Origin of the sequence: Halomicrococcus pelagicus, from assembly GCF_051917725.1 — an archaeon.
Lineage (GTDB): Archaea > Halobacteriota > Halobacteria > Halobacteriales > Haladaptataceae > Halomicrococcus.
This window is the reverse complement of the sequence record NZ_JBQBLX010000002.1, coordinates 240,812-261,516: the sequence shown is the minus strand read 5'-3', so window position 1 is coordinate 261,516 and position 20,705 is coordinate 240,812. Positions and strand designations below refer to the sequence as shown.

Genomic DNA, 20,705 nt, shown 5'->3' with positions numbered 1-20,705 from the left:
GGTTCGTCGTCGGAGACGGTCGACCTCCAGTTCGACGGGAGCGTTCCGGTCGGCGAAGAACGCTCTCCTCCGCCCGAGAGATGGTCTTTTCACCCCCCAGCGTGCTCGTAGGGATATGACGTACGCCTGCCACGGTTCTCGGGCTACCCCGGTCCTCCGGTCACGTCGCCGCCGCCGGGAGGTGGGGCGATGAGTCGCTCGCCCGCCGACCCGGCGATAGTGACCGAGGGGCTGACCAAGCGGTACGACGAGACGACCGTCGTCGACGACCTGGAACTGAGCGTTCCCGCCGAGTCGGTGTACGGGTTCCTCGGCCCGAACGGTGCGGGCAAGACGACGACCATGCGGATGCTGACGACGCTGATCCGTCCGACGAGCGGGACCGCCCGCGTCGCCGGCCACTCCGTCGCCGACCGCGAGGCGGTCGTCGGCCACGTCGGCTACCTCCCCGAGGAGCCGCCGCTGTACGACGAACTCACCGGCCGGGAACAGCTGCGGTACGTCGCCGGCCTGCGCGACATGGACGAACGGGCGGCCGACGAGCGCATCGACGCGCTGCTGGACCGGTTCGACCTCCTGGCGGACGCCGACGACCGCGTCGGCACCTACTCGAAGGGGATGAAACAGAAGGCGGCGCTCGTCCAGGCCATCCTCCACGAACCCGCGGTCGTCTTCCTCGACGAACCGACGTCGGGGCTGGACCCCCGCGCCGCCCGGACCGTGCGCGACCTGATTTCCGAACTCACCGACCGCGGGATGACCGTCTTCCTCTCGACGCACATCCTGCCCGTCGTCGAGGAACTCGCCGACACGGTGGGCGTGCTGTACGACGGGGACCTCGTCGCCGAGGACTCCCCCGAACGGCTCACCCACCGCGCGGAGGCCGAACGGAGCCTGGAGGAGGTGTTCCTCGACGTGACGAGCGAGGAACCGGCCGCGGTGGAGCGATGAACTGGCCGACGCCACGCCGGAGCCTCCGCATCGCCCGCGTCGAGTACCGCCGGAGCGTCCGCGCCATCGCCGACAACACCGTCCAGATGCTCGGCTTCGGGGTCTTCCTCCTGTTGTTCGTCGGCGTCCCGACCGTCGGCGGCGCGTACGGCATCTACCGGTTCGGCGACCGAATCGCGGCGAACCTGCCGCTGCTCGCCGCCGCACGCGGTGCGACCGCCGTCGCCTGGGTCGGCGTCGGCGTGATTACGGCGACGCGCACCATCGGAAAGACGGGCCGCATCGACCGGGAGGCCGGCATGCTGACGACCGTACCGGCCCGCGACGTGGTCGGCGGACTGGTTCTCGCGGAGTTCGGTCGCCTGTTCTCCATCGCCGTCGTCCCGCTGCTCGCGACGAGTGCCGCCTGGAGCGTCGCGTTCGGGACGCCCGTGTCCGTCGTCGCGGTCCCCGTCACCGCCGCGGCGCTGCTGGCGACCGCCCTGCTCGCGGGCCACGTCGTCGGCGTCGCCCTCAAGATAGCGTTCGCGCAGTCCGAACTGCTCGCACGCTACAGGAGCGTCGTGTTCGTCGCGGCCTTCCTCGTCTACATGGCCGCCATCACGTCGGAGGCCTTCGGCGACGTGCTGTTACGCCTCGGCACCGTCCTCCGGGACGCCCCGATGGCGTACTTCGGCGACGCGCTGCTGGTCGGGACGACGGGCGTCGACCCCTCGTTCACCCGGGTCGCCGGCGCGGTCGCGCTCGTCGCCGTCGCGATTCCGGCCCTGCTCGCGGTCGACGTGTGCGCGGCGACCCGGCTCTGGTACACCGACCGCGTCCGCCCCGAGTCGAGCGAGTCCCGGACGGGAGGGTCGGGGACGAAACGGAACGCCGCCGGCGAGTCGAGTCTCGGGTTCCTCGCCGGCGTCGCCCACCGTCAGACGCGCACCGTCACCGCGAACGTCTGGCGGCGGACGAAGCGCTCGCCGCTGCGACTCGTCTACGTCGCCTACCCCCTCTTCTTCCTCGTCACGCCGCTTCGCAGCGCCGTCGAGATCGGTTCCATCCCCCGGTCGCTGCCCGTCTTCCTCGCGTTCTACGGCACCTGGGCGGTCGGCGCGTCGGCGCTCAACCCCCTCGGCGACGAGGGCGCGATGCTTCCCGTCACCCTCACCTCGACCGTCGACGGCGACCGGTTCGTCCGCGGGCACGTGCTGGCGGCGACGCTGGTCGGTCTCCCGCTCGTCGTCGCGGCGACCGCGCTCACGGGCTACCTGAGTCCGCTCGCCCCCGCACGCTGGCTGGCGCTGGCCGCCGCGAGCGCGGTCGTCACGGTCGCCAGCACCGTCGTCGCGCTCGGCGTCGGCACCACCTTCCCGCGGTTCAGCGAGGTCAAGGTGACCCGGAGCCGGCGGGTCGTCGTCCCGAGCAAGACCGCGTTCGCGCTCTACTCCGTCGTCGTCGTCCTCGGCTTCGGCGGCGCGGCGCTGTTCGCAGTCGAGGGTGCCCCCGAAGTCGTCGCCGGCCTCGTCGCCTTCCTCGCGGACCTCGCCGGCGTCCCGCTGGCTCCCGGGGCCGAGACCGTCCGACTGGCCGGCGGCGCGGTCGCCGTCCTCTTCGGCGTCGTCGCACCGCCCGCCGCCTACCGGTACGCCGTCCGCCGGTTCGAGACGTTCACGCTCTGAGAGCGGTCGGCGATTCGCCCGCCAGCGTCGGCGGCAGCGTCGCCGGGAGGAGACGCAGCGAGGTGACCGGGAGGGGAGTTTTCCCCTCAGCGAGGACCGTCGGCGACCGGCCGCGCAACGCTCGCGCGACGTTCGCCGAACGCACGCTCGAGGCCCCTATTCGCCGGAGGTAGTACTTGCGGAACTGTTTTACCCGCTGACGGGCGAGGAACAACCACGAATGAGTGAACTCGAGGAAGAGTATCGCCTCGAATATTTCGAGGACAACGACTTCGTGCGAAAGGAGTGTTCGGAGTGTGGAGACCACTTCTGGACGCGCGACCACGACCGGACGACGTGTGGTGAGCCTCCCTGCGAGGAGTACTCGTTCATCGACAATCCGGGCTTCGACGAGGAACTGTCGCTCACGGAGATGCGAGAGGCGTTCCTCTCGTTCTTCGAGGAAAACGACCACGAGCGCATCGACCCCTACCCCGTCGCCGCGAACCGCTGGCGCGACGACGTCCTGCTGACCCAGGCGTCCATCTACGACTTCCAGCCGCTGGTCACGTCTGGCGAGACGCCACCGCCGGCGAACCCCCTCACCATCAGCCAGCCCTGCATCCGGATGCAGGACATCGACAACGTGGGCAAGACCGGCCGGCACACGATGGCCTTCGAGATGATGGCCCACCACGCGTTCAACGCCCGCGAGGAGGTCGGCGACGAGTACGCCTACTCCGGCGAGGTGTACTGGAAGGACGAGACGGTCCAGTACTGCGACGAGTTCTTCGAGTCGATGGGCGCGAACCTGGAGGAGATAACCTACATCGAGGACCCGTGGGTCGGCGGCGGCAACGCCGGGCCCGCAATCGAGGTCATCTACCGCGGTGCCGAACTCGCCACGCTCGTCTTCATGTCGATGGAGCAGGACCCCGACGGCGAGTACGAGATGAAGGACGGCAACCGCTACTCGAAGATGGACACCTACATCGTCGACACCGGGTACGGCCTCGAACGGTGGACGTGGATGTCCCAGGGGACTCCGACCGTCTACGAGGCGGTCTACCCCGAGATGATATCGTTCCTCAAGGAGAACGCGGGCATCGACCACACCGACGAGGAGGCCGAACTCGTCCACCGCGCCTCGAAGCTCGCCGGCCACATGGACATCGACGAGGCCGAGGACATGGAGGCCGCCCGGGACAACATCGCCGAGAAGCTAGACGTCTCCACGACGCGCCTCGAGGACCTGCTGGAACCGCTCGAGGACATCTACGCCATCGCCGACCACTGCCGCACGCTCGCCTACATGCTCGGCGACGGCATCGTCCCGAGCAACGTCGGTACGGGCTACCTCGCACGGATGGTCCTCCGGCGCACCAAGCGCCTCTGCGACAACGTCGGCGTCGACGCTCCGCTCGACGAACTCGTCGACATGCAGGCCGAGCGCCTGGACTACAAGAACCGCGACACCATCCGGGACATCGTCCGCACCGAGGTCGAGAAGTACCGCGAGACGCTGGACCAGGGCGGCCGCCGGGTGCGTCGCCTGGCCCGCGAACACGCCGAGGAGGGCAAGCCCATCCCGACCGAGAAGCTCGTCGAACTGTACGACTCCCACGGCCTCCAGCCGGACATGGTCCAGGAGATCGCCGACGAGTTCGGCGTCGCGGTCGATGTCCCCGACGACTTCTACAGCATCGTCGCCGACCGCCACGATAGCGGGCAGGCGTTCGAGGAAGAGGTCGAGGAGGACGACCGGCTGGCCGACCTGCCGAAGACCGAACGCCTCTACTACGAGGACCAGTACCGCACCGACTTCGAGGCGGTGGTGCTCGACGTGTTCGAGCGCGACGAGGGGTACGACGTGGTGCTCGACCAGACGATGTTCTACCCCGAGGGCGGCGGCCAGCCCGGCGACCGGGGGACGCTCTCGACCGACGAGAAGACGGTCCAGGTCGAGGACACGACCATCGAGAACGGCGTCGTCCTCCACCGCACCGAGGAGGAGGTCGGCAAGGGCGACATCGTCCGCGGCCAGATCGACGTCGAGCGTCGCCGCCGGCTGATGCGCCACCACACGGCGACCCACATCGTCATCCACGCCGCCCGGGAGGTGCTCGGCGAGCACGTCCGCCAGGCCGGGGCCCAGAAGGGGACCGACAGCTCGCGCATCGACGTCCGCCACTACGAGCGCATCGACCGCGAGACGGCCAAGGAGATAGAGCTCCTCGCCAACGACATCGTGATGGAGAACACGACCATCCAGCAGGAGTGGCCGAACCGCCACGAGGCCGAAGAGGAGTTCGGCTTCGACCTCTACCAGGGCGGCATCCCGGGCGGCACGAACATCCGGCTCATCCACGTCGCCGAGGACGTGCAGGCCTGCGGCGGCACGCACGTCCGGCGGACCGGCGACGTCGGCGCCATCAAGATTCTGAACACCGAGCGAGTGCAGGACGGCGTCGAGCGCCTCACGTTCGCCGCGGGCGACGCCGCCATCGAGGCCACCCAGGAGGCCGAGGACGACCTCCGCGCGGCCGCCGACACGCTCGACGTCTCCACGGAGGAGGTGCCCGAGACCGCCGAGCGCTTCTTCCGCGAGTGGAAGGAGCGGGGCAAGACCATCGAGGACCTGAAAGAGCAACTCGCCGAGGCCCGCGCCAGCGGCGGTGGCGGCGGCGAGGAGGTCACGGTCGGGGACACGACGGCCGTCGTCCAGCGCATCGACGCCGACATGGACGAACTCCGCGCGACCGCGAACGCCCTCGTCGAGGAGGGCAAGATAGCCGTCATCGGCAGCGGAGCCGACGGCGCGACGTTCGTCGTCGCCGTCCCCGAGGGAAGTGGCGTCAACGCCGGCGACGTCGTCAGCGAACTCGCGGCGAAGGTCGGCGGCGGCGGCGGCGGTCCGCCGGACTTCGCGCAGGGCGGCGGCCCCGACGCCGACAAGCTGGACGAGGCGCTGGAGGACGCGCCGGACGTGCTCCAGCAGGTCCAGAACGCCTGAGAGGGAACGGCTCGTTTTCTTCGTTCGCTACGGCCCGGTCGACGGCGTCGGCGTCCGTGGACCCGTTCCGCTACCGCTGGGAGTCCCGGAGGATGAGCGGGCCGATGGCGAGGGTGCGCTTCGCGACGGTCGCGATGCGGAGCACGTACGACGTGAAGAGCAGGAAGGGGACGAGCGTCACCGTGAACGCGACGCCCGTCATCCAGAGGACGTTCGCGACGCCGAACGTGGTGCCGGGGAACGTCGTCGAACTGGCGAACGCCAGCATGCTCCCGGCGACGATGAGCGCCGGCACCGCGGCGTAGAGGATGAGTTGCGAGAGATTGACCAGCGCCCACTGGAAGTACAGCGTCTTGATGTGCTCGCGCGCCGGCCCGAACATCGTCAGCGAGGTCCGGAGGTCGTCGAACGCAGCCGCCTGGTCGTCGGTGAGGTCGTCCGCGTACTCGTCGCTGATTCGCTCGACCTGAAATATCTTGTAGGAGTAGTTGAAGTCGAGCGCGGCGAACAGCACGTCGAACGAACCGAACGACGCTCCGTCGAGTTCCTCCTTGACCGTCTGGGCGTTGCCCGTGACGCTGTCGACGAACTCGTCGACCTCGTCGCGCAGGTCGTCGTTCTCGCTGTCCGCGACCGCTTCTCGCAATCGTCTGGCGCGGGTCTCGCTGACGGCAACTATCTCCCGGAGGAACGCCGACGGGTCCGAGGGCGTCGTCTCCCCCATCAGTTCACTGGCGTACGTGCGGAAGTCCATCGAGTCGCTCATCCGCTTGCGCTGGTCGCCCAGCGGCCCCGTCTCCTGGGAGAGCACCAGCTGGTTGATGGTGACGACGAGGGTGGTCCCGGTGACGACGACGCTGATCATCGTCGAGAACATCGTCTCGAGGGTGTCGCTACCCCGCAGTTGCGAAGCGAAGTCCGGATAGACGAACACGCCCGCGAGGACGAACAGAGCGAACACCGACGCGGCCAGGACGGCCGTCACCACCAGTCGATTGCTCCTTAGCAGAAGCCGGAGTTTGAGATGGCTCTCTCCGGCCCGTTCGCGCATCGTGTTCGCGGTGCTGATGTCCCCGCCGTTGCTCTCAGACATCCGCTGACTCCTCGCCCGCGACGGGCCGTTTGAACACCAGGAGCTTCGTTCCGCCGCCGACGTACTCGATGCTCTCGACCAGTTCCCACCCCTCCGCGCCGAGTTCGTTCAGCTTCTCCTTCGGGTCGGCCGCTTCCTTCTTCGTCGACTCCCGCGGCGGACGAATCGTCTCGTACTCCCACTCTCTGGGCGACATACGCCGAACTCTTCGTGCCGTATTCGGAAAGGAATTTTCGCCGAGGGCGTCGACGATACCACGAGAACGCTGGCCCGGTCCCGTCGAGAGCGCGGTGAGGTCGGCTCCGTCGCCGTCGCGGCCCGGCCGTGCGAACCCTTTTGCCGGTGGGAGTTCACCGTCGTCCAGTCGCATGAAGGTCGCCATCCTGCTGTACGAGGGCTTCGACGAACTGGACGCCATCGGCCCCTTCGAGGTGCTGGAGAACGCCGCGAACGTCGGCGCGGACTGTCGAACGTCGCTGTGCACGCTCGACGGCCGCGAACGGGTCGCGGCGAGCCACGGCCTCGGCGTCGAGGTCGACGACCGCCTGGACGACCTGTCGCCCGACCTGCTCGTCGTCCCGGGCGGCGGCTGGAACGACCGTAGCGAGGCGGGCGCGTGGACGGAGGCCGAGCGCGGCGCGGTTCCGGACGCGGTCGCCGCGGCGAACGACGCGGGTACGACGGTCGCGTCGGTCTGTACCGGCGCTATGTTGCTCGCACGCGCCGGCCTCCTCGACGGACGGCCGGCGACGACGCACGCCAGCGCGCTCGACGACCTGCGGGCGACGGACGCCGAGGTCGTCGACGCCCGGGTCGTCGACGACGGCGACGTGCTGACCGCGGGCGGGGTCACCTCGGGACTGGACCTCGCGCTCCACCTCGTCGAACGGGAGTTCGGAGCGGAGACGGCGACGCAGGTGCGCGAGGAGATGGAGTACGAACCCCGCGGCGAGGTGTACCGGTAACGACCCGGCCGCACCGCTCCTCACGCGCGACGTTTCCGAGAGAAGGTTCCCCCTACCGGGGCGTCCACCCGCGTCGAAGTCCGCGTCGACCCCCGGACCCTACGTCTCGTCGTCGCTCGACCGACGGTCGGTTTCGGGGACGAACGGGCCGAACGCCGCCGTTCGTCGGGCGATGGTCGCCACGTGAAGGATGTACGCCCCCAGTATCGCGAGCGGGACGAGCGAGACGAGGAGGCGGTTGCCGGTGAGCAGAAACCATCGAGTCACCTCTCCGACCAGATGACGCTCGTCCCGAGATGAAGTTATCTCAGTCATAGCAGTCATAGGGCACCCCGACGACGAGGTAGTACTTCGACATCCAGCGGCTATTAGATTTCTGGCGGGCGTGTTTCCGTACCTCCGGAGAGAGTGAGGAGAGCGAGGCGGTCGAAAGGAGATTCTATATAGCGATATACGATACAAGATTTAAAGAATGCGGGGTGCCCCGGCCGGAACACGTAACTCCGAACCCCGATTCCTTTCGCTGGCATGTTCGACTGCGACTATCCGCCGCCCGTGACGGCCGGCGACACCGTCGCCGTCGTCGCGCCCTCCCACGCCCCACCCGACGGGTTCGACGAGGGTCTGCGCCGTCTCCGGTCGTTCGGCGTCCGGACGAAGCTCTTCGATACGGCGACCCGAGACACGGCGTGGCTTCGGAACCGACCCGAGGCCCGAGCGCAGGACGTGATGGACGCCTTTCGGGACGACGAGACGGACGCCGTCGTCGCCGCGATGGGTGGTAACCGCGCCGTCCAGTTGCTCGACCACCTCGACGCCGACGCCGTCGCCCGGAACCCCAAGCGGTTCTTCGGGTCCAGCGACAACACCCACCTCCACCTCTTCCTCAACAGCGCCGGCCTCGTCTCCTTCTACGGCGGTCAGCTCTTCCCGGACCTGGCCGCCGACCCCGCCGTCCACCCCTACACGCGCGCGAACGTGGAACGGGCGCTCGGGGAGACGCCGTTCGGTCGGGTCCGCCCCGCACCCCGGTGGAGCGACGAGTACTACGACTTCGACGACCGGGAACCCCGGACCTGGTTCCCCGCCGACGGCTGGGAGTGGCACGGACCCGACGAACGGGTGCGCGCACCCGTGGTCGGCGGCTGTCTGTCGATGCTCCGTACCCACCTGATCGCCGGGGCGCCGTACTTCGATCTGGACTCGCTCGACGACTGCGCGCTGGCGGTCGAGACCTCCGGCGAAACGCCCGGGGCGAGCGAGGTCGAGCGGTTCTTCGTCGCGCTCGGTGAACGGGGCGTCCTCGGCGACCTCGCGGCCCTACTCGTCGGAAAGCCCGAGACGCCGGGCGGTGCTCGGGAGGACCGCGAGGAGTTCCGGCGGCGGCAGCGCGAGGCCATCGCCGGCACCGTCGCCGAATACGCCGACGACCTGCCGGTGGTGTTCGACCTCGACTTCGGCCACGCCGCGCCGGTTCTTCCGCTGCCGATGGGGGCCGAGGCCGTGATCGACGGCCGCGAACGGACCATCCGATTCACGTGACGTCGCGATTCGTCGCTGGACTTCTCGAACGACGGACGACTCCATGGCGGACGACGCTACCGTATTTAAAGGCAGTTGGCATAAATCCTATAGTGCGATATCAAATGTGCGCTCGGCGACGGTTCGGAGTCAGCGACGGACTCCGACGCTCGGCCGCGAGCGGCGTCGACCCGTGGGCCAGGGGGCGTCGAACGGAGTCGGGCCGGACGGCGGGGAAAATTATTAATGATAGTCGCGCGACTGGTGAGTCGAGGCCCATGGAGACCCTATCCTTCCACTGAGCCGGGTCGTCCGCCCCGCTTCCGGAGTCTCCACGTCGGAAGCGTAGCGGTTACCCGGTTCTCTTTCGTTCGCCGGCCGGACTCGCAGCTCGACTCCGGCCGATCGGTATCGTTCGCTAGCCGATACCACGTCATTACACAGCAATGCAACACGATTCGGGAACCGGCACGCCGGCGCTCGTCGCGCGGCGTGCCGACGCGAAGCCAGTCGAAACAGAAGAGATTCGCGCGCTCGCCGCGGCCGCGGGCTACGAGGTCGTCGGAGCGGTCACGCAGGTCCGTCCGAAGGACCCCGGCACGTATCTCGGGGCGGGGAAGGTCGAGGAACTCGCCGACCGCGCTGCAGCGACCGGAGCGCACCACGTCGTCGTCGACGACCAACTGTCGCCCGGCCAGAGCAAACAGCTGGGAGATGCGCTCCCGGACGGGACCGGCGTCTACGATCGCTACCGCCTCGTCCTCGAGATATTCGGCGAGCAGGCGAGCACGCGTCGCGCGCAGTTGCAGGTCGAACTCGCGCGACTGAAGTACGAACTACCCCGCATTCGCGAGGAGAGCGACGAGGGGATGCTCAACCGTCGAACGGAGAAGGGGACGCGGCTGTACGACGTCCGGGACCGCATCGACGAACTGGAGTCGAAGCTCGACGACCTGCCTGAGCCGGCCGAACAGTACCGCGAACGCCGCCGCGAGCAGGGATTCGACCTCGTGACGCTCGCCGGCTACACGAACGCCGGAAAGTCGACGCTGCTGCATCGACTCGCCGACGACCTCGACCTCGCCGCGGAGCCGGACCATCCGGACCGCGACGCGACGGCGGCCGTCGAGGACCGGCTGTTCAAGACGCTGGAGACGACGACGCGCCGAGCGACGCTCGCCGAGCGGCCGGCGCTGGTGACCGACACCGTCGGATTCGTCGACGACCTGCCCCACTGGCTGGTCGAGTCGTTCAGCGCGACGCTGTCGGAGGCGGCGGCGGCCGACGCCGTGGTCCTGGTCGCGGACGCCAGCGATCCGGTCGAGGAACTCCGCGAGAAGCTCTCGGTGTCGCTCGACGTCCTCGACGCACAGGACGTCGAGCGCGAGCGCGTCGTGACCGCGCTGAACAAGGTCGACCTGCTCGACGACGACGAGCGCGAACGCCGGCGGGCCGTCGCCGCGGAACTCGCGCCCGCGGTCGTCCCGGTCAGCGTCACGGCGGGGACGAACGTCGAGCGGCTGGTCGCCGCCGTCCGGGAACGACTGCCGACCGAGCGCGCCGAACTGACGATGCCGAACTGCGACGACGCGATGGGAGTCGTCTCGTGGGCGTACGACCACGCGACCGTCGAGGGCGTCGACTACGGCGGGGAGACGGTGTCGCTCGCGGTCCAGGGGCGACCGGACGTGGTCGAGCGCTCCCGGGCGAAAGCCGAGGCCGTCGACGAGGTGGGCGGCGAGTGGGAATGACCCCGCAGTCGGCGTCAGGTGACGTCGTCGGTGACCTCGTCCCGTCCGTACTCGTGACCGAGCACCAGCGAGACGACGTGTAGCGCTACCAGTCCGGCGAACAGCTCCGCTCCGGCCTCCAGGCCGTCTGCGAGCAGCGGCACGTACAGCAGCGGCAGCGACACGGAGGTCCAGAAGCCGACGAACTGGACCGCCTGCACCGCCACCGCCAGGAGTTGGCCGGCGACTATCCCGAGAAGTTCCGAGTTCGACATTTGCTCGCAGTACGACGCCCGGTATGATTACTATCCATCACATAAGCGAGCGTATCCATGTCTTGGATTCGATTACAGAACGTGTTAACCGACTTATCGAACGTATAATCGGTGCGTCGAGCGCCGCCCTCGTGCACCTACCCGACTGTCTGGCAGTTTCAACCAATCGTCCGCGTTATTGTGATTATATTACTACTTGTCACGACTGATACGCAACTCATTTGAGAACGTCTGTGGTATCCCGGTGGGGAGCGGAAACAAATGGCACGAAAGGCCACGACGCGACGGAAGTTCGTAAAGACCGTCGGGGCGGCCGGGGGGCTCACGGGGGTTTCCGGGTTCGCGACCGCGACGAGACAGGGAACGACCACGATTCAGTGGGCGGGCAATCCCGTCGACGAGCAGAACGTCGACGCGATAACCCAGGCGTTACGCGACGCGGGAATGTCCCAGGACATCGAAATCGAGGTCATCGTCACCTCGAACATCACCGACGACGTCCAGCAGCAGTACCGCCAGTGGTTGCAGGCCGGTCGTAACCAGCCCGACATCCTCCGGATGGACAGCGGGTGGACGATACCGTTCATCGCCCGGAACCAGATAGCGAACCTGAGCGACGAACTGTCTCAGGAGACCGTGAACCGCATCAAGGAGGACAACTTCACGGCCAGCGTCAACACCGCGTCGGCACCGAACGGCGACCTCTACGGGGTGCCGTACTTCACCGACCTGCCGACGATACAGTACCGCAAGGACTGGGTGACCGACGCCGGATTCGACCCGGAGGGAGAGAACTGGGCGACCGAACCCATCTCGTGGGAGCGCTTCTCCCAGGTCATCAGCCAGACCCAGCAACAGCAGAACACCCAGTACGGCTACTCGTGGCAGGCGAACGCCTACGAGGGCCTGTCCTGCTGTACGTTCAACGAACTGATGACGACGTGGGGCGGCGCGTACTTCGGCGGCCGCGACAACCTCTTCGGACCGGTCGGCGACCGACCCGTCACGGTCGACGAACAGCCCGTCATCGACGCGCTCCGGATGGGCCGAACCTTCGTCCACGGTCAGGACGACCAGTTCTCGCTGGACGGCTACCAGCAGATATCCCCCGAGGCGGTGCTCCAGTGGACCGAAGGGCCGTCGCAGTCGGCGTTCATGAACGAGAACGCCGTGGCGATGCGCTGGTGGCCCTCGGGTCTCTTCGAGGCGGCCCAAGAGTTCGGCGACCAGCTCGGCGTCATGCCGATTCCGTACGGGGTCCAGCCCGACCAGGCGGAGTACGACGGAACCGGCGGCACCGCCGCCGCGCTCGGCGGCTGGCACCTCGCGCTCAACCCGAACTCCCAGAACAAACAGGCCGCGGTGCAGGCGCTCAACGCGGTCGCCAAGGTCCCCTTCCGGGAGTTCGAGTTCCAGGAGCTCGGCTACTTCCCGCCCGACAGCACCTTCCTGGAGACCGACCGCGCACAGCAGGTGGACGTCTGGGGCGACTACCTCGAGACCCTGCGTCTCGCCGGCGAGACGGCGATTCCGCGCCCCGTCACCGTGGTCTGGCCCGACGAGTCGACGGCCATCGCCGACCGCGTCAACGCCGTGCTCGCCCAGCAGCAGGCGCCGGAGCAGGCGATGTCGGCGCTGAAGAGCACGCTACAGGACATCGAGGGGAGCGTCTGACCAGATGAGTACGGAGCGCAGCTCCGTGCGAACGCTGGTCAAACGCCCCGCCAGCTGGACCGAGCGGCTGGACGAGGAGCAGTTCGCGTACCTGCTCGTTCTTCCGGCGTTCCTGCTGGTCGGTGCGATGGCGTTCTGGCCGCTCGTTCGGACGTTCGAGCTGTCGCTCCACGCGGACAACCTCTTCGGCGGGGGCTACGTCGACGAGTTCGTCGGAATCGAAAACTACGTCGCCCTCATGACGGGCGAGCGCGACAGCATCCTGGGGAACCCCTTCTTCAGTCTGAGCCAGCCGTTCTCCAGCGCCATCGTCGTGACGCTCATCTTCACCGTCGTGAGCGTGGCGTTCGAGACGCTCGTCGGCTTCGGGCAGGCGCTCGTGCTCGACCAGGACTTCCGGGGACGGCGCTGGGTCCGGGTCGCCATCATCATCCCGTGGGCGGTGCCAATCGCCATCCAGGGGATGATCTTCTACCTGCTGTTCCAGCCGGGCATCGGCTTCGGCACGAGCCTGATGCAGGACCTCGGCGTGTTCTCGTCGACGCCGCTCATCAACAGCGTCGACTCGATGATAATCCTCATCGTCGCCGACATCTGGAAGGCGTCGGCGTTCATGGCGCTGCTCATCCTCGCGGGCCTGCAGAGCGTCGACCGGACGCTGTACAAGGTCGGTCGCGTGTCGGGCGCGTCGAGGTGGCAGATGTTCAAGATGATAACGTTCCCGCTCGTGCTGCCGACGCTCCTGGTGGCGATGCTGTTCCGGACGATTCAGGCGATGCGGGTGTTCGGAATCGTCGAGACGATAACGAGCTGTAGCAACGTCCCCACCCTCACGTGTCTCGTCGTCGATACGTTCAGCTCGGGACGATACGGAACGTCGGCGGCGGTGGCGTTCATCACGGCGGTCATCGTGGGGTCGGTGGCGATGGTGTACATCGTGTGGTTCGCGGACGTGAGCTAACCATGTCGTACGAACAGGAACCCGAGGACGGGCCGTACACGCGCTGGGTGCAGAGCACCATCCAGAACCCCCGGAAGGCGTACCGGGCGATGTTCTACGTCGCCGCCATCTTCTTCATCGTCACGACGCTGTTCCCGTTCTACTGGCTGCTCGTGCTGGCGCTGACGCCGCTGGCTCGCATCTCCAACATGGGAGTGGTGCCGAAGGGGTTCAACCCCGGGTCGTTCGTCGAGATGTTCCAGCTCATCCCGTTCCACCGGTACATGTTCAACAGCATCGCCATCGCGCTGGCGACGACCGTCATCGTCCTCTTCATCGGGAGCTTCGCCGGGTACGCCTTCGGTCGCCTGGAGTTCCGCGGCCGGACCGGCCTGTTGCTCCTCCTGCTGGCCATCTCGTACTTCCCCCCGGCGGCGTTCATCCTGCCGCTGTTCAACTTCTTCACCGGCAACGTCTCGGTCCTGGGGGTGTCGAGCCCGAACTGGTTCAACACGCCGGGAGCGCTCGTGACGCCGTTCTCGGGGCTGTACATGCCGTTGACGATATTCATCCTGACGACGTTCTACGGCCAGATACCGGACGGGCTGGAGGACGCCGCGCGCGTCGAGGGCGCGACCCGCATCGGCGCACTGTTCCGGGTCATCATGCCGCTGTCCGCGCCCGGCGTCGCCACCGCCGGCGTCCTCACCTTCATCTCGGTGTACAACGAGTTCTTCTTCTCGTTCCTGATGACCGACGGCCAGGCCCAGCACTGGGCCCCCATCGTCTGGGGTATCCTGAACTACCAGGGGCAGTTCCAGGCGTACTACAACCTGATGGCGGCCGCGAGCATCGTCGGCGTCCTCCCCGTCGCAGTGCTGGTCGTCATCGCCCAGGAGCGCATCGTCAGCGGTCTGACCGCGGGTGCGTTGAAAGAGTGAGGCCAAGTACCGCCTCCGCCGCCTCACCGACGGCCGCCGTCTCCGCTTCGGGCGCGTAGACGCCGAGTCGCCACTGGGTTCGGTGGGCGGCCTGTAGCCCCTCGACGAGCGGAGACTGGTCGTCGAGCCGTCGAATCTCGCCGTTCACGACGACGCGGGTGGACGACTCGGGCATGCTCGGTTCGCCGGGCGCGTCCAGGACGACCTCCTCCTCCGGGACGCCCGCCTCGGCCGCTATCTCGCGCTCGTAGCGCCGAATCGCCTCGTGGTCGCTGGCGACGACGGCCTCGGACACCGCGTCCCACTCCGCCCACGTCGCGCGCTTGTAGAGGTTCCGTCCCCTGAGCCGGTCGGCCATCTCGGCGGTCGCGTCGCAGTCGCGCAGCGCGGCGAGCAGTTCGGCGTCGGTGAGCCGCCGGAACCGCTCCGGGGAGAGGTCGGTCGCGTCGAGCAGGCGCTCGCTGGCGCGTTCGAGCATCGTGCCCGCGATGCGGGAGACGTGGTGGCGATAGACGGTCGCGTTCATCAGCGCGCGGGCGACGAGCAGGCTCTCGGCGGTCCGGACGTTGCCCTCCGCGAGGACGAGTTCGCCACCCGCGAACCGCAGCGCCCGGAGCAGGCGACCGTGGTCGATGGTGCCGTAGGGGACGCCGGTGTGGTGGGCGTCCCGGACGAGGTAGTCCATCCGGTCGACGTCAAGTTCGCCCGCGACGAGTTGCCCGAGTTCCCCCTCGCCCGCGACGAGCGCGGCCACCCGGCGCGGGTCGAGGTCGTGGCGCTCCAGCACGGCCGCGAGCTCCCCGCTGGCCAGCAGGTCGCCGACCTCGTCGTGGTGACGGCCGAGTCGGCGCTCGATGACGCCCTCGGTCTGGTGGCCGTAGGGACCGTGACCCACGTCGTGCAGGAGCGCGGCCGCGCGGACCATCTTCGCGCGGTGGCCCTCGACTCCGAGGTGGTCCAGCGCGCGGTCCGCGAGGTGGGCGACGCCGAGACTGTGCTCGAAGCGCGTGTGGTTCGCCGACGGGTAGACGAGGCGGACGGTGCTCAACTGCTTGACGTGCCGGAGTCGCTGGAGGGGGTCCGTGTCGAGCAGGTCCTCGGCGACCGGCGGGAGTTCGACGTGGTCGTGGACGCTGTCCTTGATGGGTTGCATGGGTTCGAATCGAAGCCGCCGAAGTTGTCCGTTGGCTGCCCTGTTTCCGCCGTGATGGTTTCAATCCGTGTGGTTCGAGTCGAGGAGAGACAGCTGGACTCACACCAGCATCTGGACGACGGCGAACAGGACGATCACGCCGAGCACGTCGCAGACGTTGGTCACGACCGGAATGACCACGTCGTCCGGGTCGAGTTCGAGTCGGTAGGCGGCGTACGTCGCCACGAGCGTCACCGCGATTGCGACGAACGCCAGCACGACGCCGCTGGCCAGCGCGACGGCCACGACCGTTGCGAACTCGAGTTGGGTGCCGGCCGTCGCTCGCGTGAGCACCCACGTGCCGGCGCCGACGACGGGGAAGACGGTCACCGACAGCGCGACGGTCGCGACGGCGTTGCCCGCCAGGAGTTCGTCGCCGCGTTCGAACGAGAGGGTGCCGAGGTGGAACGCCGTCGAGAGTCGCGCCGCGAGGATGCTCCCGAGGTTGCCCGCCGTGCCGATGATGACGGGGACCAGCGCGAGCAACGAGGGGTACCGGAGCAGTTCGCTCTCGAACGACCCGAGGACGAGTCCGCTGCCGATTTCGACGACGGTGAGCGCGAGCAGGACCGGGAGCGTCGCCCGCGTGATGGCGCGAACGGTCCAGGACGTCGGCACTCACCCACCCCCGAGCGCGAGCACGATTCGCACCGCGAGCAACAGGAAGGCGATGCCGAACACGTCGCCCGTCGTCGTCACGAGCGGTCCGACCAGGGTGTCCGGATTCTGGCCGCGCCGGTAGCCGGCGAACACGACCACGACGACGGCGACGGTCAGCGCCACGCCGGACAGGACGCCCGCGACGAGCGCGATGGCGAGCAGCGTCGGCAGCGGCGCGACCGGCCGTACGAGCACCTGCAGGACGAGAAACGCGACGGCCGCCGCGAACAGGCTGGCGAGAACGCCGTTCGCGAGCGCCGCCGCGACGGCCGCCCGAACGCGCTCGTCGCTCGCGACGACCTCCGGGTCGACCACCCCCTGGTGGAGACCGGAGGCGAGCCGCGCGCCGAGCGAGCCGTAGACGTTGCCGCGCGTCGCCAGCAGCGCGGGCACCAGCACCAGCAGGCCCGGCACCGCCCGGAGTTCCGCGCGCATCCCGCCGAGGACCACGCCCGCGAACAGGCCGCCGACCACGCTCGCACCCAGCGCAGGCAGGGCTTCGCGGTAGGCCTCGACGGCGACGTCGCGGACGCTCATCTATTCCCGTGTCACCGCCCCCGGACAAAAAAACGTTCGTCGCGGGCGACGGTCGAACGTCGTCGCGGTCACGTCGACGCGGCGAACTCCCCGACGGTCCGGCTGAAGCGGTCCGGTTCTTCGAGCGAGAGACAGTGGCCGCTCTCCTCGAACAGTTCGAAGTCGGCGTCCGGGAGCCGTTCGGCGACGTCCCTGACGGCCGCGACGGACCGCCACGTCTCGTCCGCGCCGGCACAGACGAGCGCCGGAACGTCGACGCCGGGGAGCACGTCGCGGTAATCGCGCATCGTGTAGTCGAAGAGTATCGCGCTCGTAACCGGCGGCGGGGTGCGGGAGAGTTCGTCGAACGCCAGCGCGTGCGTCTCGCGGTCGACCGGCTGCTCGAACGCCGCCGCGATTAGCTGCTCCAGCAGGCGCTCGTGGTCCGTCTGGACGAGTTCGAGGGTGTCGGTCAGCCGCGACAGGTCGGTGGTGCCGTGGTCGTAGTCGTCCCACTGGAACGCCGACGCCGACATATCGACGACGACGAGACTGCGCAGTCGGTCGGTACCGAACCGGTCGACGTACTCCCACGCGACGAGCGCGCCCATCGACCAACCGACGACCACCACCTCGTCGAGGTCGAGGCGTTCGAGGAACGCGTCGAGGTCGCGGGCGTACTGGGCCACCGTGTGCCCGGTCTCGGTCTTCGCCGAGCGGCCGTGGCCCCGGTAGTCGAGCGCGACCGTCCGGTGGTCGGCCGGGAGCGTCGACAGCTGCGGCTCGAAGAAGCGAAGTCCCGCCATTACCCCGTGCAGGAAAAGTATCGGCGGTCCCGTTCCCTCGTCCTCGAAGTAGAGGTCTGCGCCGTGACACTGGACGGATGGCATGGTACGACCGGTCGACGGCGGTGTCGATAGCTCTGTGGGCCGGGAGGCGGACGTCTTACCCGAACGGTCCCATTCCGCCCATGCCGCCACCGCCGCCGCCACCGCCGCCCTGCATCTTCTTCATCATCCGCTCCATGTCGCCGCCCTGGCCCATGCCCTGGAACTGCTTGAGCGTCTGGGCCATCATCTTGTGCTGTTCGAGCAGTTCGCGCACGCGCTCCTCGCCCTTGCCGCTACCGCGGGCGATGCGTTCGACCTGGCTCGCGCCGATGGCGCGCGGGTTCTCCAGTTCCGCCTCGGTCATCGAGTCCATGACGACCTCGAAGTCCCGCATCCGGTCTTTCGTCACGTCCATGGCGTCGTCGGGGAGTTCGTCCATCATGCCGCCGCCCATGCCCGGAATCATGTCCATCACCTGGTCGAGCGGCCCCATCTTGTTCATCGCGTTCATCTGCTTTCGCATGTCCTTCAGGGTGAACGAGCCCTGGAGCATGTCCTCGGGGTCCCAGTCCTCGTCTTCCTCCTGGGTCTCCTCCATCGCGCGCTCGACGCGCTCGGTGAGCTGTTTCAGGTCGCCCATCCCGAGCAGCCGGGAGATGAAGCCGTTCGGCTCGAAGCGCTCGACGTCCTGGACCGTCTCCCCGGTGCCGAGGAAGGCGATGGACGAGTCCGTCTCGTTGACGGCGGTCAGCGCGCCCCCACCTTTCGCGGTCCCGTCGAGTTTCGTGATGGCGACGCCGTCGATGCCGATGGACTCGTCGAACTGCTGGGCCTGCTGTTTCGCGCCCTGACCGATGGCGGCGTCGAGCACGAGCAGGTTGCGGTCCGGGTCGACGACGCGCTCTATCTGCTCTATCTCGTCGATGAGGTCGTCTTCGAGCGCGTGGCGACCCGCGGTGTCGACGATGTGTACGTCGGCGTCGCTGGTCTCCTCAAGTCCCTTCCGGGCGATGTCGACGGGGTCGTCGTTGTCCGGGTCGCCGTAGAACTCCACCTCGGCCCGGGAGGCCATCTCTTTCGCCTGGTCGTACGCGCCGGGACGGAAGGTGTCCGTCTGGACGACTGCGGGCCGCAGCCCCTTCTTCGAGAACCACCACGCCATCTTGGCGGCGGTGGTCGTCTTCCCCGACCCCTGGAGACCGGCGAGCAGGATGGTCTGGCTCTCCAGCGGCAGGTCGGTCGACTCGCCGACGAGGTCGACCAGTTCCTCGTAGACGATGCTGAGCACGTGGTCGCGGGCCGTCGTTCCGCCCGGCGGTTCCTCCTCGAGCGCACGCTCCTCGATAGAGGACGAGAGGTCCATCACCAGGCTGGTGTCGACGTCGGCCTGCAGGAGCGACCGCTGAATCTCCCTGACGATCTCCTCGACGTCCTCCTCGCTGACGCGCGACTTGCCGCTCAACTTGTCGAGCGACCCGCGAAGAGAACTGCCGAGATTGTCGAGTACCATCGTTGTCCCTTCTTGGCTCCGTACTCGTTTAAATGCTTTTTCTAGTCCGGATTCTCCCATCCGCCGAACCGTCGCGAGCGACGTCGCTCCTCGTCGACGAACGCGGCGGAAAGACGGGGCGGACGTTACGCCTCGTCCTCGCCGACGAGCCGGTTCACGAGGCGCTCGGGGTCGAACGTCTCGATGTCGTCGTACCCCTGACCGGTGCCGAGAAAGAGGATGGGTTTGCCCGTGACGTGCGCGATGGAGATGGCGGCACCGCCCTGCGAGTCGGCGTCCGCCTTCGTGAGGACGGCCCCGTCTATCTCCGCGGCGTCGTTGAACTGCTTGGCGCGCTGGACGGCGTCCTGGCCGGCGACGGCCTCGTCGACGAACAGCGTCATGTCCGGGGAGACGACGCGTTCTATCTTCTCCAGCTGGTCCATCAGGTCCTCGCTGGTGTGGAGTCGACCGGCCGTGTCGCCCAGCACCACGTCGACGTCGTGCGCCTCGGCGTACTCGACGGCGTCGTAGATGACGGCCGCCGGGTCACCGCCCTGGTCGTGGGCGATGAGCTTCCGGTCCAGATTGTCGGCGTGCTCGCGAATCTGTTCGTTCGCCCCGGCGCGGTAGGTGTCGCCGTTCGCCAGCACCGACGAGTATCCCCGCTCTTCGAGATACCGGGAGAGCTTCGCGATGGTCGTCGTCTTGCCGACGCCGTTGACGCCGGTGAAGATGATGGTGAGCGGTTTGTCGGCCTCGGCGACGCGACGGTCGAAGTCGAACTGACCGACGCTGATGACCGACTCCAGCGAGTCCTGCAGCGCCTCCTCGACCACGTCTGCCGTCTCGGCGTTGAACGACCGCGTCGCGCCCACGAGGTCCTCGCGGATGCCCTCCAGGATCTCCTCGGCGACGCTCATCTCCACGTCGCTCTCCAGCAGGGCCATCTCCAGTTCCCAGAGCGGGTCCTCGATGTCCTGCTCCTCGATGACGATTTCCCCGCGCGCGAACGACCTCGCCTTCTGGGTGAAACCGCCACCGTTCGACGGCTCGGACGCCTCGTCTTCGGTCGCGTCCGACTCCGCCGGTTCCGCGTCGGTCGCGTCCGATTCCGCGGAGTTCGCTTCGGTCGCGTTCGTTTCGGCAGGTTCCGGTTCGGCCTCGGTCGCCTCGGCCTCGTCGGCGGCCTCCTCGGCCTTCTCCTCGGTCGTCTCCTCGACGTCCTCGCGGAACCCGCTGATCTTGTCCTTCAGGCTGTCGAACATC

The 20,705-nt window shown here is 68.0% G+C and carries 19 protein-coding genes; 9 read left to right on the top strand and 10 right to left on the bottom strand.

The genetic code is table 11. The features are described 5' to 3' along the window. Positions 1-189 precede the first annotated feature (189 nt). From ACTF4R_RS06055 to alaS, 3 genes are all read left to right on the top strand, one after another. Positions 190-951, top strand: a complete 762-nt coding sequence (locus tag ACTF4R_RS06055; RefSeq protein WP_440007007.1) for an ABC transporter ATP-binding protein — start codon at positions 190-192, stop codon at positions 949-951. Then, positions 948-2,618, top strand: a complete 1,671-nt coding sequence (locus tag ACTF4R_RS06050; RefSeq protein WP_440007006.1) for a hypothetical protein — start codon at positions 948-950, stop codon at positions 2,616-2,618. Before ACTF4R_RS06055 ends, ACTF4R_RS06050 begins: the two co-directional genes overlap by 4 nt. 220 nt (positions 2,619-2,838) lie before the next feature. Continuing rightward, the gene (alaS, locus tag ACTF4R_RS06045) at positions 2,839-5,610 is read left to right on the top strand and encodes an alanine--tRNA ligase (RefSeq protein WP_440007005.1); all 2,772 of its coding nucleotides are present in this window, start codon (positions 2,839-2,841) and stop codon (positions 5,608-5,610) included. Between the two features lie 70 nt (positions 5,611-5,680). Here alaS and ACTF4R_RS06040 read toward each other — a convergent pair whose 3' ends face one another. Beyond that, the gene (locus ACTF4R_RS06040) at positions 5,681-6,703 is read right to left on the bottom strand and encodes a DUF7972 family membrane protein (protein ID WP_440007004.1); all 1,023 of its coding nucleotides are present in this window, start codon (positions 6,701-6,703) and stop codon (positions 5,681-5,683) included. Then, positions 6,696-6,899: a Sp36 family protein gene (locus ACTF4R_RS06035; RefSeq protein WP_113274643.1), complete on the bottom strand. Its 204-nt coding sequence runs from the start codon at positions 6,897-6,899 to the stop codon at positions 6,696-6,698. The genes ACTF4R_RS06040 and ACTF4R_RS06035 overlap by 8 nt, the downstream gene beginning before the upstream one ends. 172 nt (positions 6,900-7,071) lie before the next feature. Between ACTF4R_RS06035 and ACTF4R_RS06030 the strand changes: the two genes are divergently transcribed. After that, positions 7,072-7,668, top strand: a complete 597-nt coding sequence (locus ACTF4R_RS06030; protein ID WP_440007003.1) for a DJ-1/PfpI family protein — start codon at positions 7,072-7,074, stop codon at positions 7,666-7,668. Positions 7,669-7,767: 99 nt separating this feature from the next. Here the strand turns inward: ACTF4R_RS06030 and ACTF4R_RS06025 are convergent, their stop codons facing one another. Further along, entirely contained in the window at positions 7,768-7,983 is a 216-nt protein-coding gene (locus ACTF4R_RS06025; RefSeq protein ID WP_440007002.1) for a DUF7972 family membrane protein, read from the bottom strand. A 213-nt stretch (positions 7,984-8,196) separates the two neighbouring features. Here ACTF4R_RS06025 and ACTF4R_RS06020 point away from each other — a divergent pair, with 213 nt between their 5' ends. Together ACTF4R_RS06020 and hflX are read left to right on the top strand one after the other, a co-directional pair. Continuing rightward, a complete protein-coding gene (locus ACTF4R_RS06020; RefSeq protein WP_440007001.1) occupies positions 8,197-9,210 on the top strand; it encodes a S66 family peptidase in 1,014 nt (337 codons plus the stop codon). Between the two features lie 425 nt (positions 9,211-9,635). Then, positions 9,636-10,940 (top strand): GTPase HflX, encoded by a 1,305-nt coding sequence (gene hflX / locus ACTF4R_RS06015; RefSeq protein ID WP_440007000.1) that lies wholly within the window; start codon positions 9,636-9,638, stop codon positions 10,938-10,940. 14 nt (positions 10,941-10,954) lie between these two features. Here hflX and ACTF4R_RS06010 read toward each other — a convergent pair whose 3' ends face one another. Next, positions 10,955-11,194, bottom strand: coding sequence for a DUF8028 family protein (locus ACTF4R_RS06010; protein ID WP_433629131.1), 240 nt, complete (start codon positions 11,192-11,194; stop codon positions 10,955-10,957). A 261-nt stretch (positions 11,195-11,455) separates the two neighbouring features. Between ACTF4R_RS06010 and ACTF4R_RS06005 the strand changes: the two genes are divergently transcribed. From ACTF4R_RS06005 to ACTF4R_RS05995, 3 genes are read left to right on the top strand one after another with little or no spacing between them, the layout of a single operon-like run. Continuing rightward, positions 11,456-12,868 (top strand): extracellular solute-binding protein, encoded by a 1,413-nt coding sequence (locus ACTF4R_RS06005; RefSeq protein ID WP_440006999.1) that lies wholly within the window; start codon positions 11,456-11,458, stop codon positions 12,866-12,868. 4 nt (positions 12,869-12,872) lie between these two features. Then, complete coding sequence (locus ACTF4R_RS06000) at positions 12,873-13,829, top strand: carbohydrate ABC transporter permease (RefSeq protein WP_440006998.1); 957 nt, start codon at positions 12,873-12,875, stop codon at positions 13,827-13,829. Between the two features lie 2 nt (positions 13,830-13,831). Continuing rightward, positions 13,832-14,749, top strand: a complete 918-nt coding sequence (locus ACTF4R_RS05995; RefSeq protein WP_440006997.1) for a carbohydrate ABC transporter permease — start codon at positions 13,832-13,834, stop codon at positions 14,747-14,749. On the opposite strand, the gene ACTF4R_RS05990 is transcribed toward ACTF4R_RS05995, so the two are convergent. The 6 genes from ACTF4R_RS05990 to ftsY all read right to left on the bottom strand — a co-directional run bounded on the left by ACTF4R_RS05990 (position 14,715) and on the right by ftsY (position 20,704). Next, positions 14,715-15,902, bottom strand: coding sequence for an HD domain-containing protein (locus ACTF4R_RS05990; RefSeq protein ID WP_440006996.1), 1,188 nt, complete (start codon positions 15,900-15,902; stop codon positions 14,715-14,717). The genes ACTF4R_RS05995 and ACTF4R_RS05990 overlap by 35 nt on opposite strands. Before the next feature lie 99 nt (positions 15,903-16,001). After that, entirely contained in the window at positions 16,002-16,559 is a 558-nt protein-coding gene (locus tag ACTF4R_RS05985; protein WP_440006995.1) for a magnesium transporter, read from the bottom strand. Continuing rightward, positions 16,560-17,138, bottom strand: a complete 579-nt coding sequence (locus ACTF4R_RS05980) for a magnesium transporter (RefSeq protein ID WP_440006994.1) — start codon at positions 17,136-17,138, stop codon at positions 16,560-16,562. Between the two features lie 68 nt (positions 17,139-17,206). Further along, positions 17,207-18,007: an alpha/beta fold hydrolase gene (locus ACTF4R_RS05975; RefSeq protein ID WP_440006993.1), complete on the bottom strand. Its 801-nt coding sequence runs from the start codon at positions 18,005-18,007 to the stop codon at positions 17,207-17,209. 55 nt (positions 18,008-18,062) lie between these two features. After that, positions 18,063-19,457, bottom strand: a complete 1,395-nt coding sequence (locus ACTF4R_RS05970; protein WP_113274630.1) for a signal recognition particle protein Srp54 — start codon at positions 19,455-19,457, stop codon at positions 18,063-18,065. A gap of 125 nt (positions 19,458-19,582) precedes the next feature. Further along, a complete protein-coding gene (ftsY, locus tag ACTF4R_RS05965; RefSeq protein WP_440006992.1) occupies positions 19,583-20,704 on the bottom strand; it encodes a signal recognition particle-docking protein FtsY in 1,122 nt (373 codons plus the stop codon). Between the last annotated feature and the right edge of the window lies 1 nt (position 20,705).

Excerpts from the sequence above, each read along its gene's own strand:
- ACTF4R_RS06055 (WP_440007007.1), top strand. The coding sequence starts at position 190 with ATGAGTCGCTCGCCCGCCGACCCGGCGATAGTGACCGAGGGGCTGACC.
- ACTF4R_RS06050 (WP_440007006.1), top strand. The coding sequence starts at position 948 with ATGAACTGGCCGACGCCACGCCGGAGCCTCCGCATCGCCCGCGTCGAG.
- alaS (WP_440007005.1), top strand. The coding sequence starts at position 2,839 with ATGAGTGAACTCGAGGAAGAGTATCGCCTCGAATATTTCGAGGACAAC.
- ACTF4R_RS06040 (WP_440007004.1), bottom strand. The coding sequence starts at position 6,703 with ATGTCTGAGAGCAACGGCGGGGACATCAGCACCGCGAACACGATGCGC.
- ACTF4R_RS06035 (WP_113274643.1), bottom strand. The coding sequence starts at position 6,899 with ATGTCGCCCAGAGAGTGGGAGTACGAGACGATTCGTCCGCCGCGGGAG.
- ACTF4R_RS06030 (WP_440007003.1), top strand. The coding sequence starts at position 7,072 with ATGAAGGTCGCCATCCTGCTGTACGAGGGCTTCGACGAACTGGACGCC.
- ACTF4R_RS06025 (WP_440007002.1), bottom strand. The coding sequence starts at position 7,983 with ATGACTGAGATAACTTCATCTCGGGACGAGCGTCATCTGGTCGGAGAG.
- ACTF4R_RS06020 (WP_440007001.1), top strand. The coding sequence starts at position 8,197 with ATGTTCGACTGCGACTATCCGCCGCCCGTGACGGCCGGCGACACCGTC.
- hflX (WP_440007000.1), top strand. The coding sequence starts at position 9,636 with ATGCAACACGATTCGGGAACCGGCACGCCGGCGCTCGTCGCGCGGCGT.
- ACTF4R_RS06010 (WP_433629131.1), bottom strand. The coding sequence starts at position 11,194 with ATGTCGAACTCGGAACTTCTCGGGATAGTCGCCGGCCAACTCCTGGCG.
- ACTF4R_RS06005 (WP_440006999.1), top strand. The coding sequence starts at position 11,456 with ATGGCACGAAAGGCCACGACGCGACGGAAGTTCGTAAAGACCGTCGGG.
- ACTF4R_RS06000 (WP_440006998.1), top strand. The coding sequence starts at position 12,873 with ATGAGTACGGAGCGCAGCTCCGTGCGAACGCTGGTCAAACGCCCCGCC.
- ACTF4R_RS05995 (WP_440006997.1), top strand. The coding sequence starts at position 13,832 with ATGTCGTACGAACAGGAACCCGAGGACGGGCCGTACACGCGCTGGGTG.
- ACTF4R_RS05990 (WP_440006996.1), bottom strand. The coding sequence starts at position 15,902 with ATGCAACCCATCAAGGACAGCGTCCACGACCACGTCGAACTCCCGCCG.
- ACTF4R_RS05980 (WP_440006994.1), bottom strand. The coding sequence starts at position 17,138 with ATGAGCGTCCGCGACGTCGCCGTCGAGGCCTACCGCGAAGCCCTGCCT.
- ACTF4R_RS05975 (WP_440006993.1), bottom strand. The coding sequence starts at position 18,007 with ATGCCATCCGTCCAGTGTCACGGCGCAGACCTCTACTTCGAGGACGAG.
- ACTF4R_RS05970 (WP_113274630.1), bottom strand. The coding sequence starts at position 19,457 with ATGGTACTCGACAATCTCGGCAGTTCTCTTCGCGGGTCGCTCGACAAG.
- ftsY (WP_440006992.1), bottom strand. The coding sequence starts at position 20,704 with ATGTTCGACAGCCTGAAGGACAAGATCAGCGGGTTCCGCGAGGACGTC.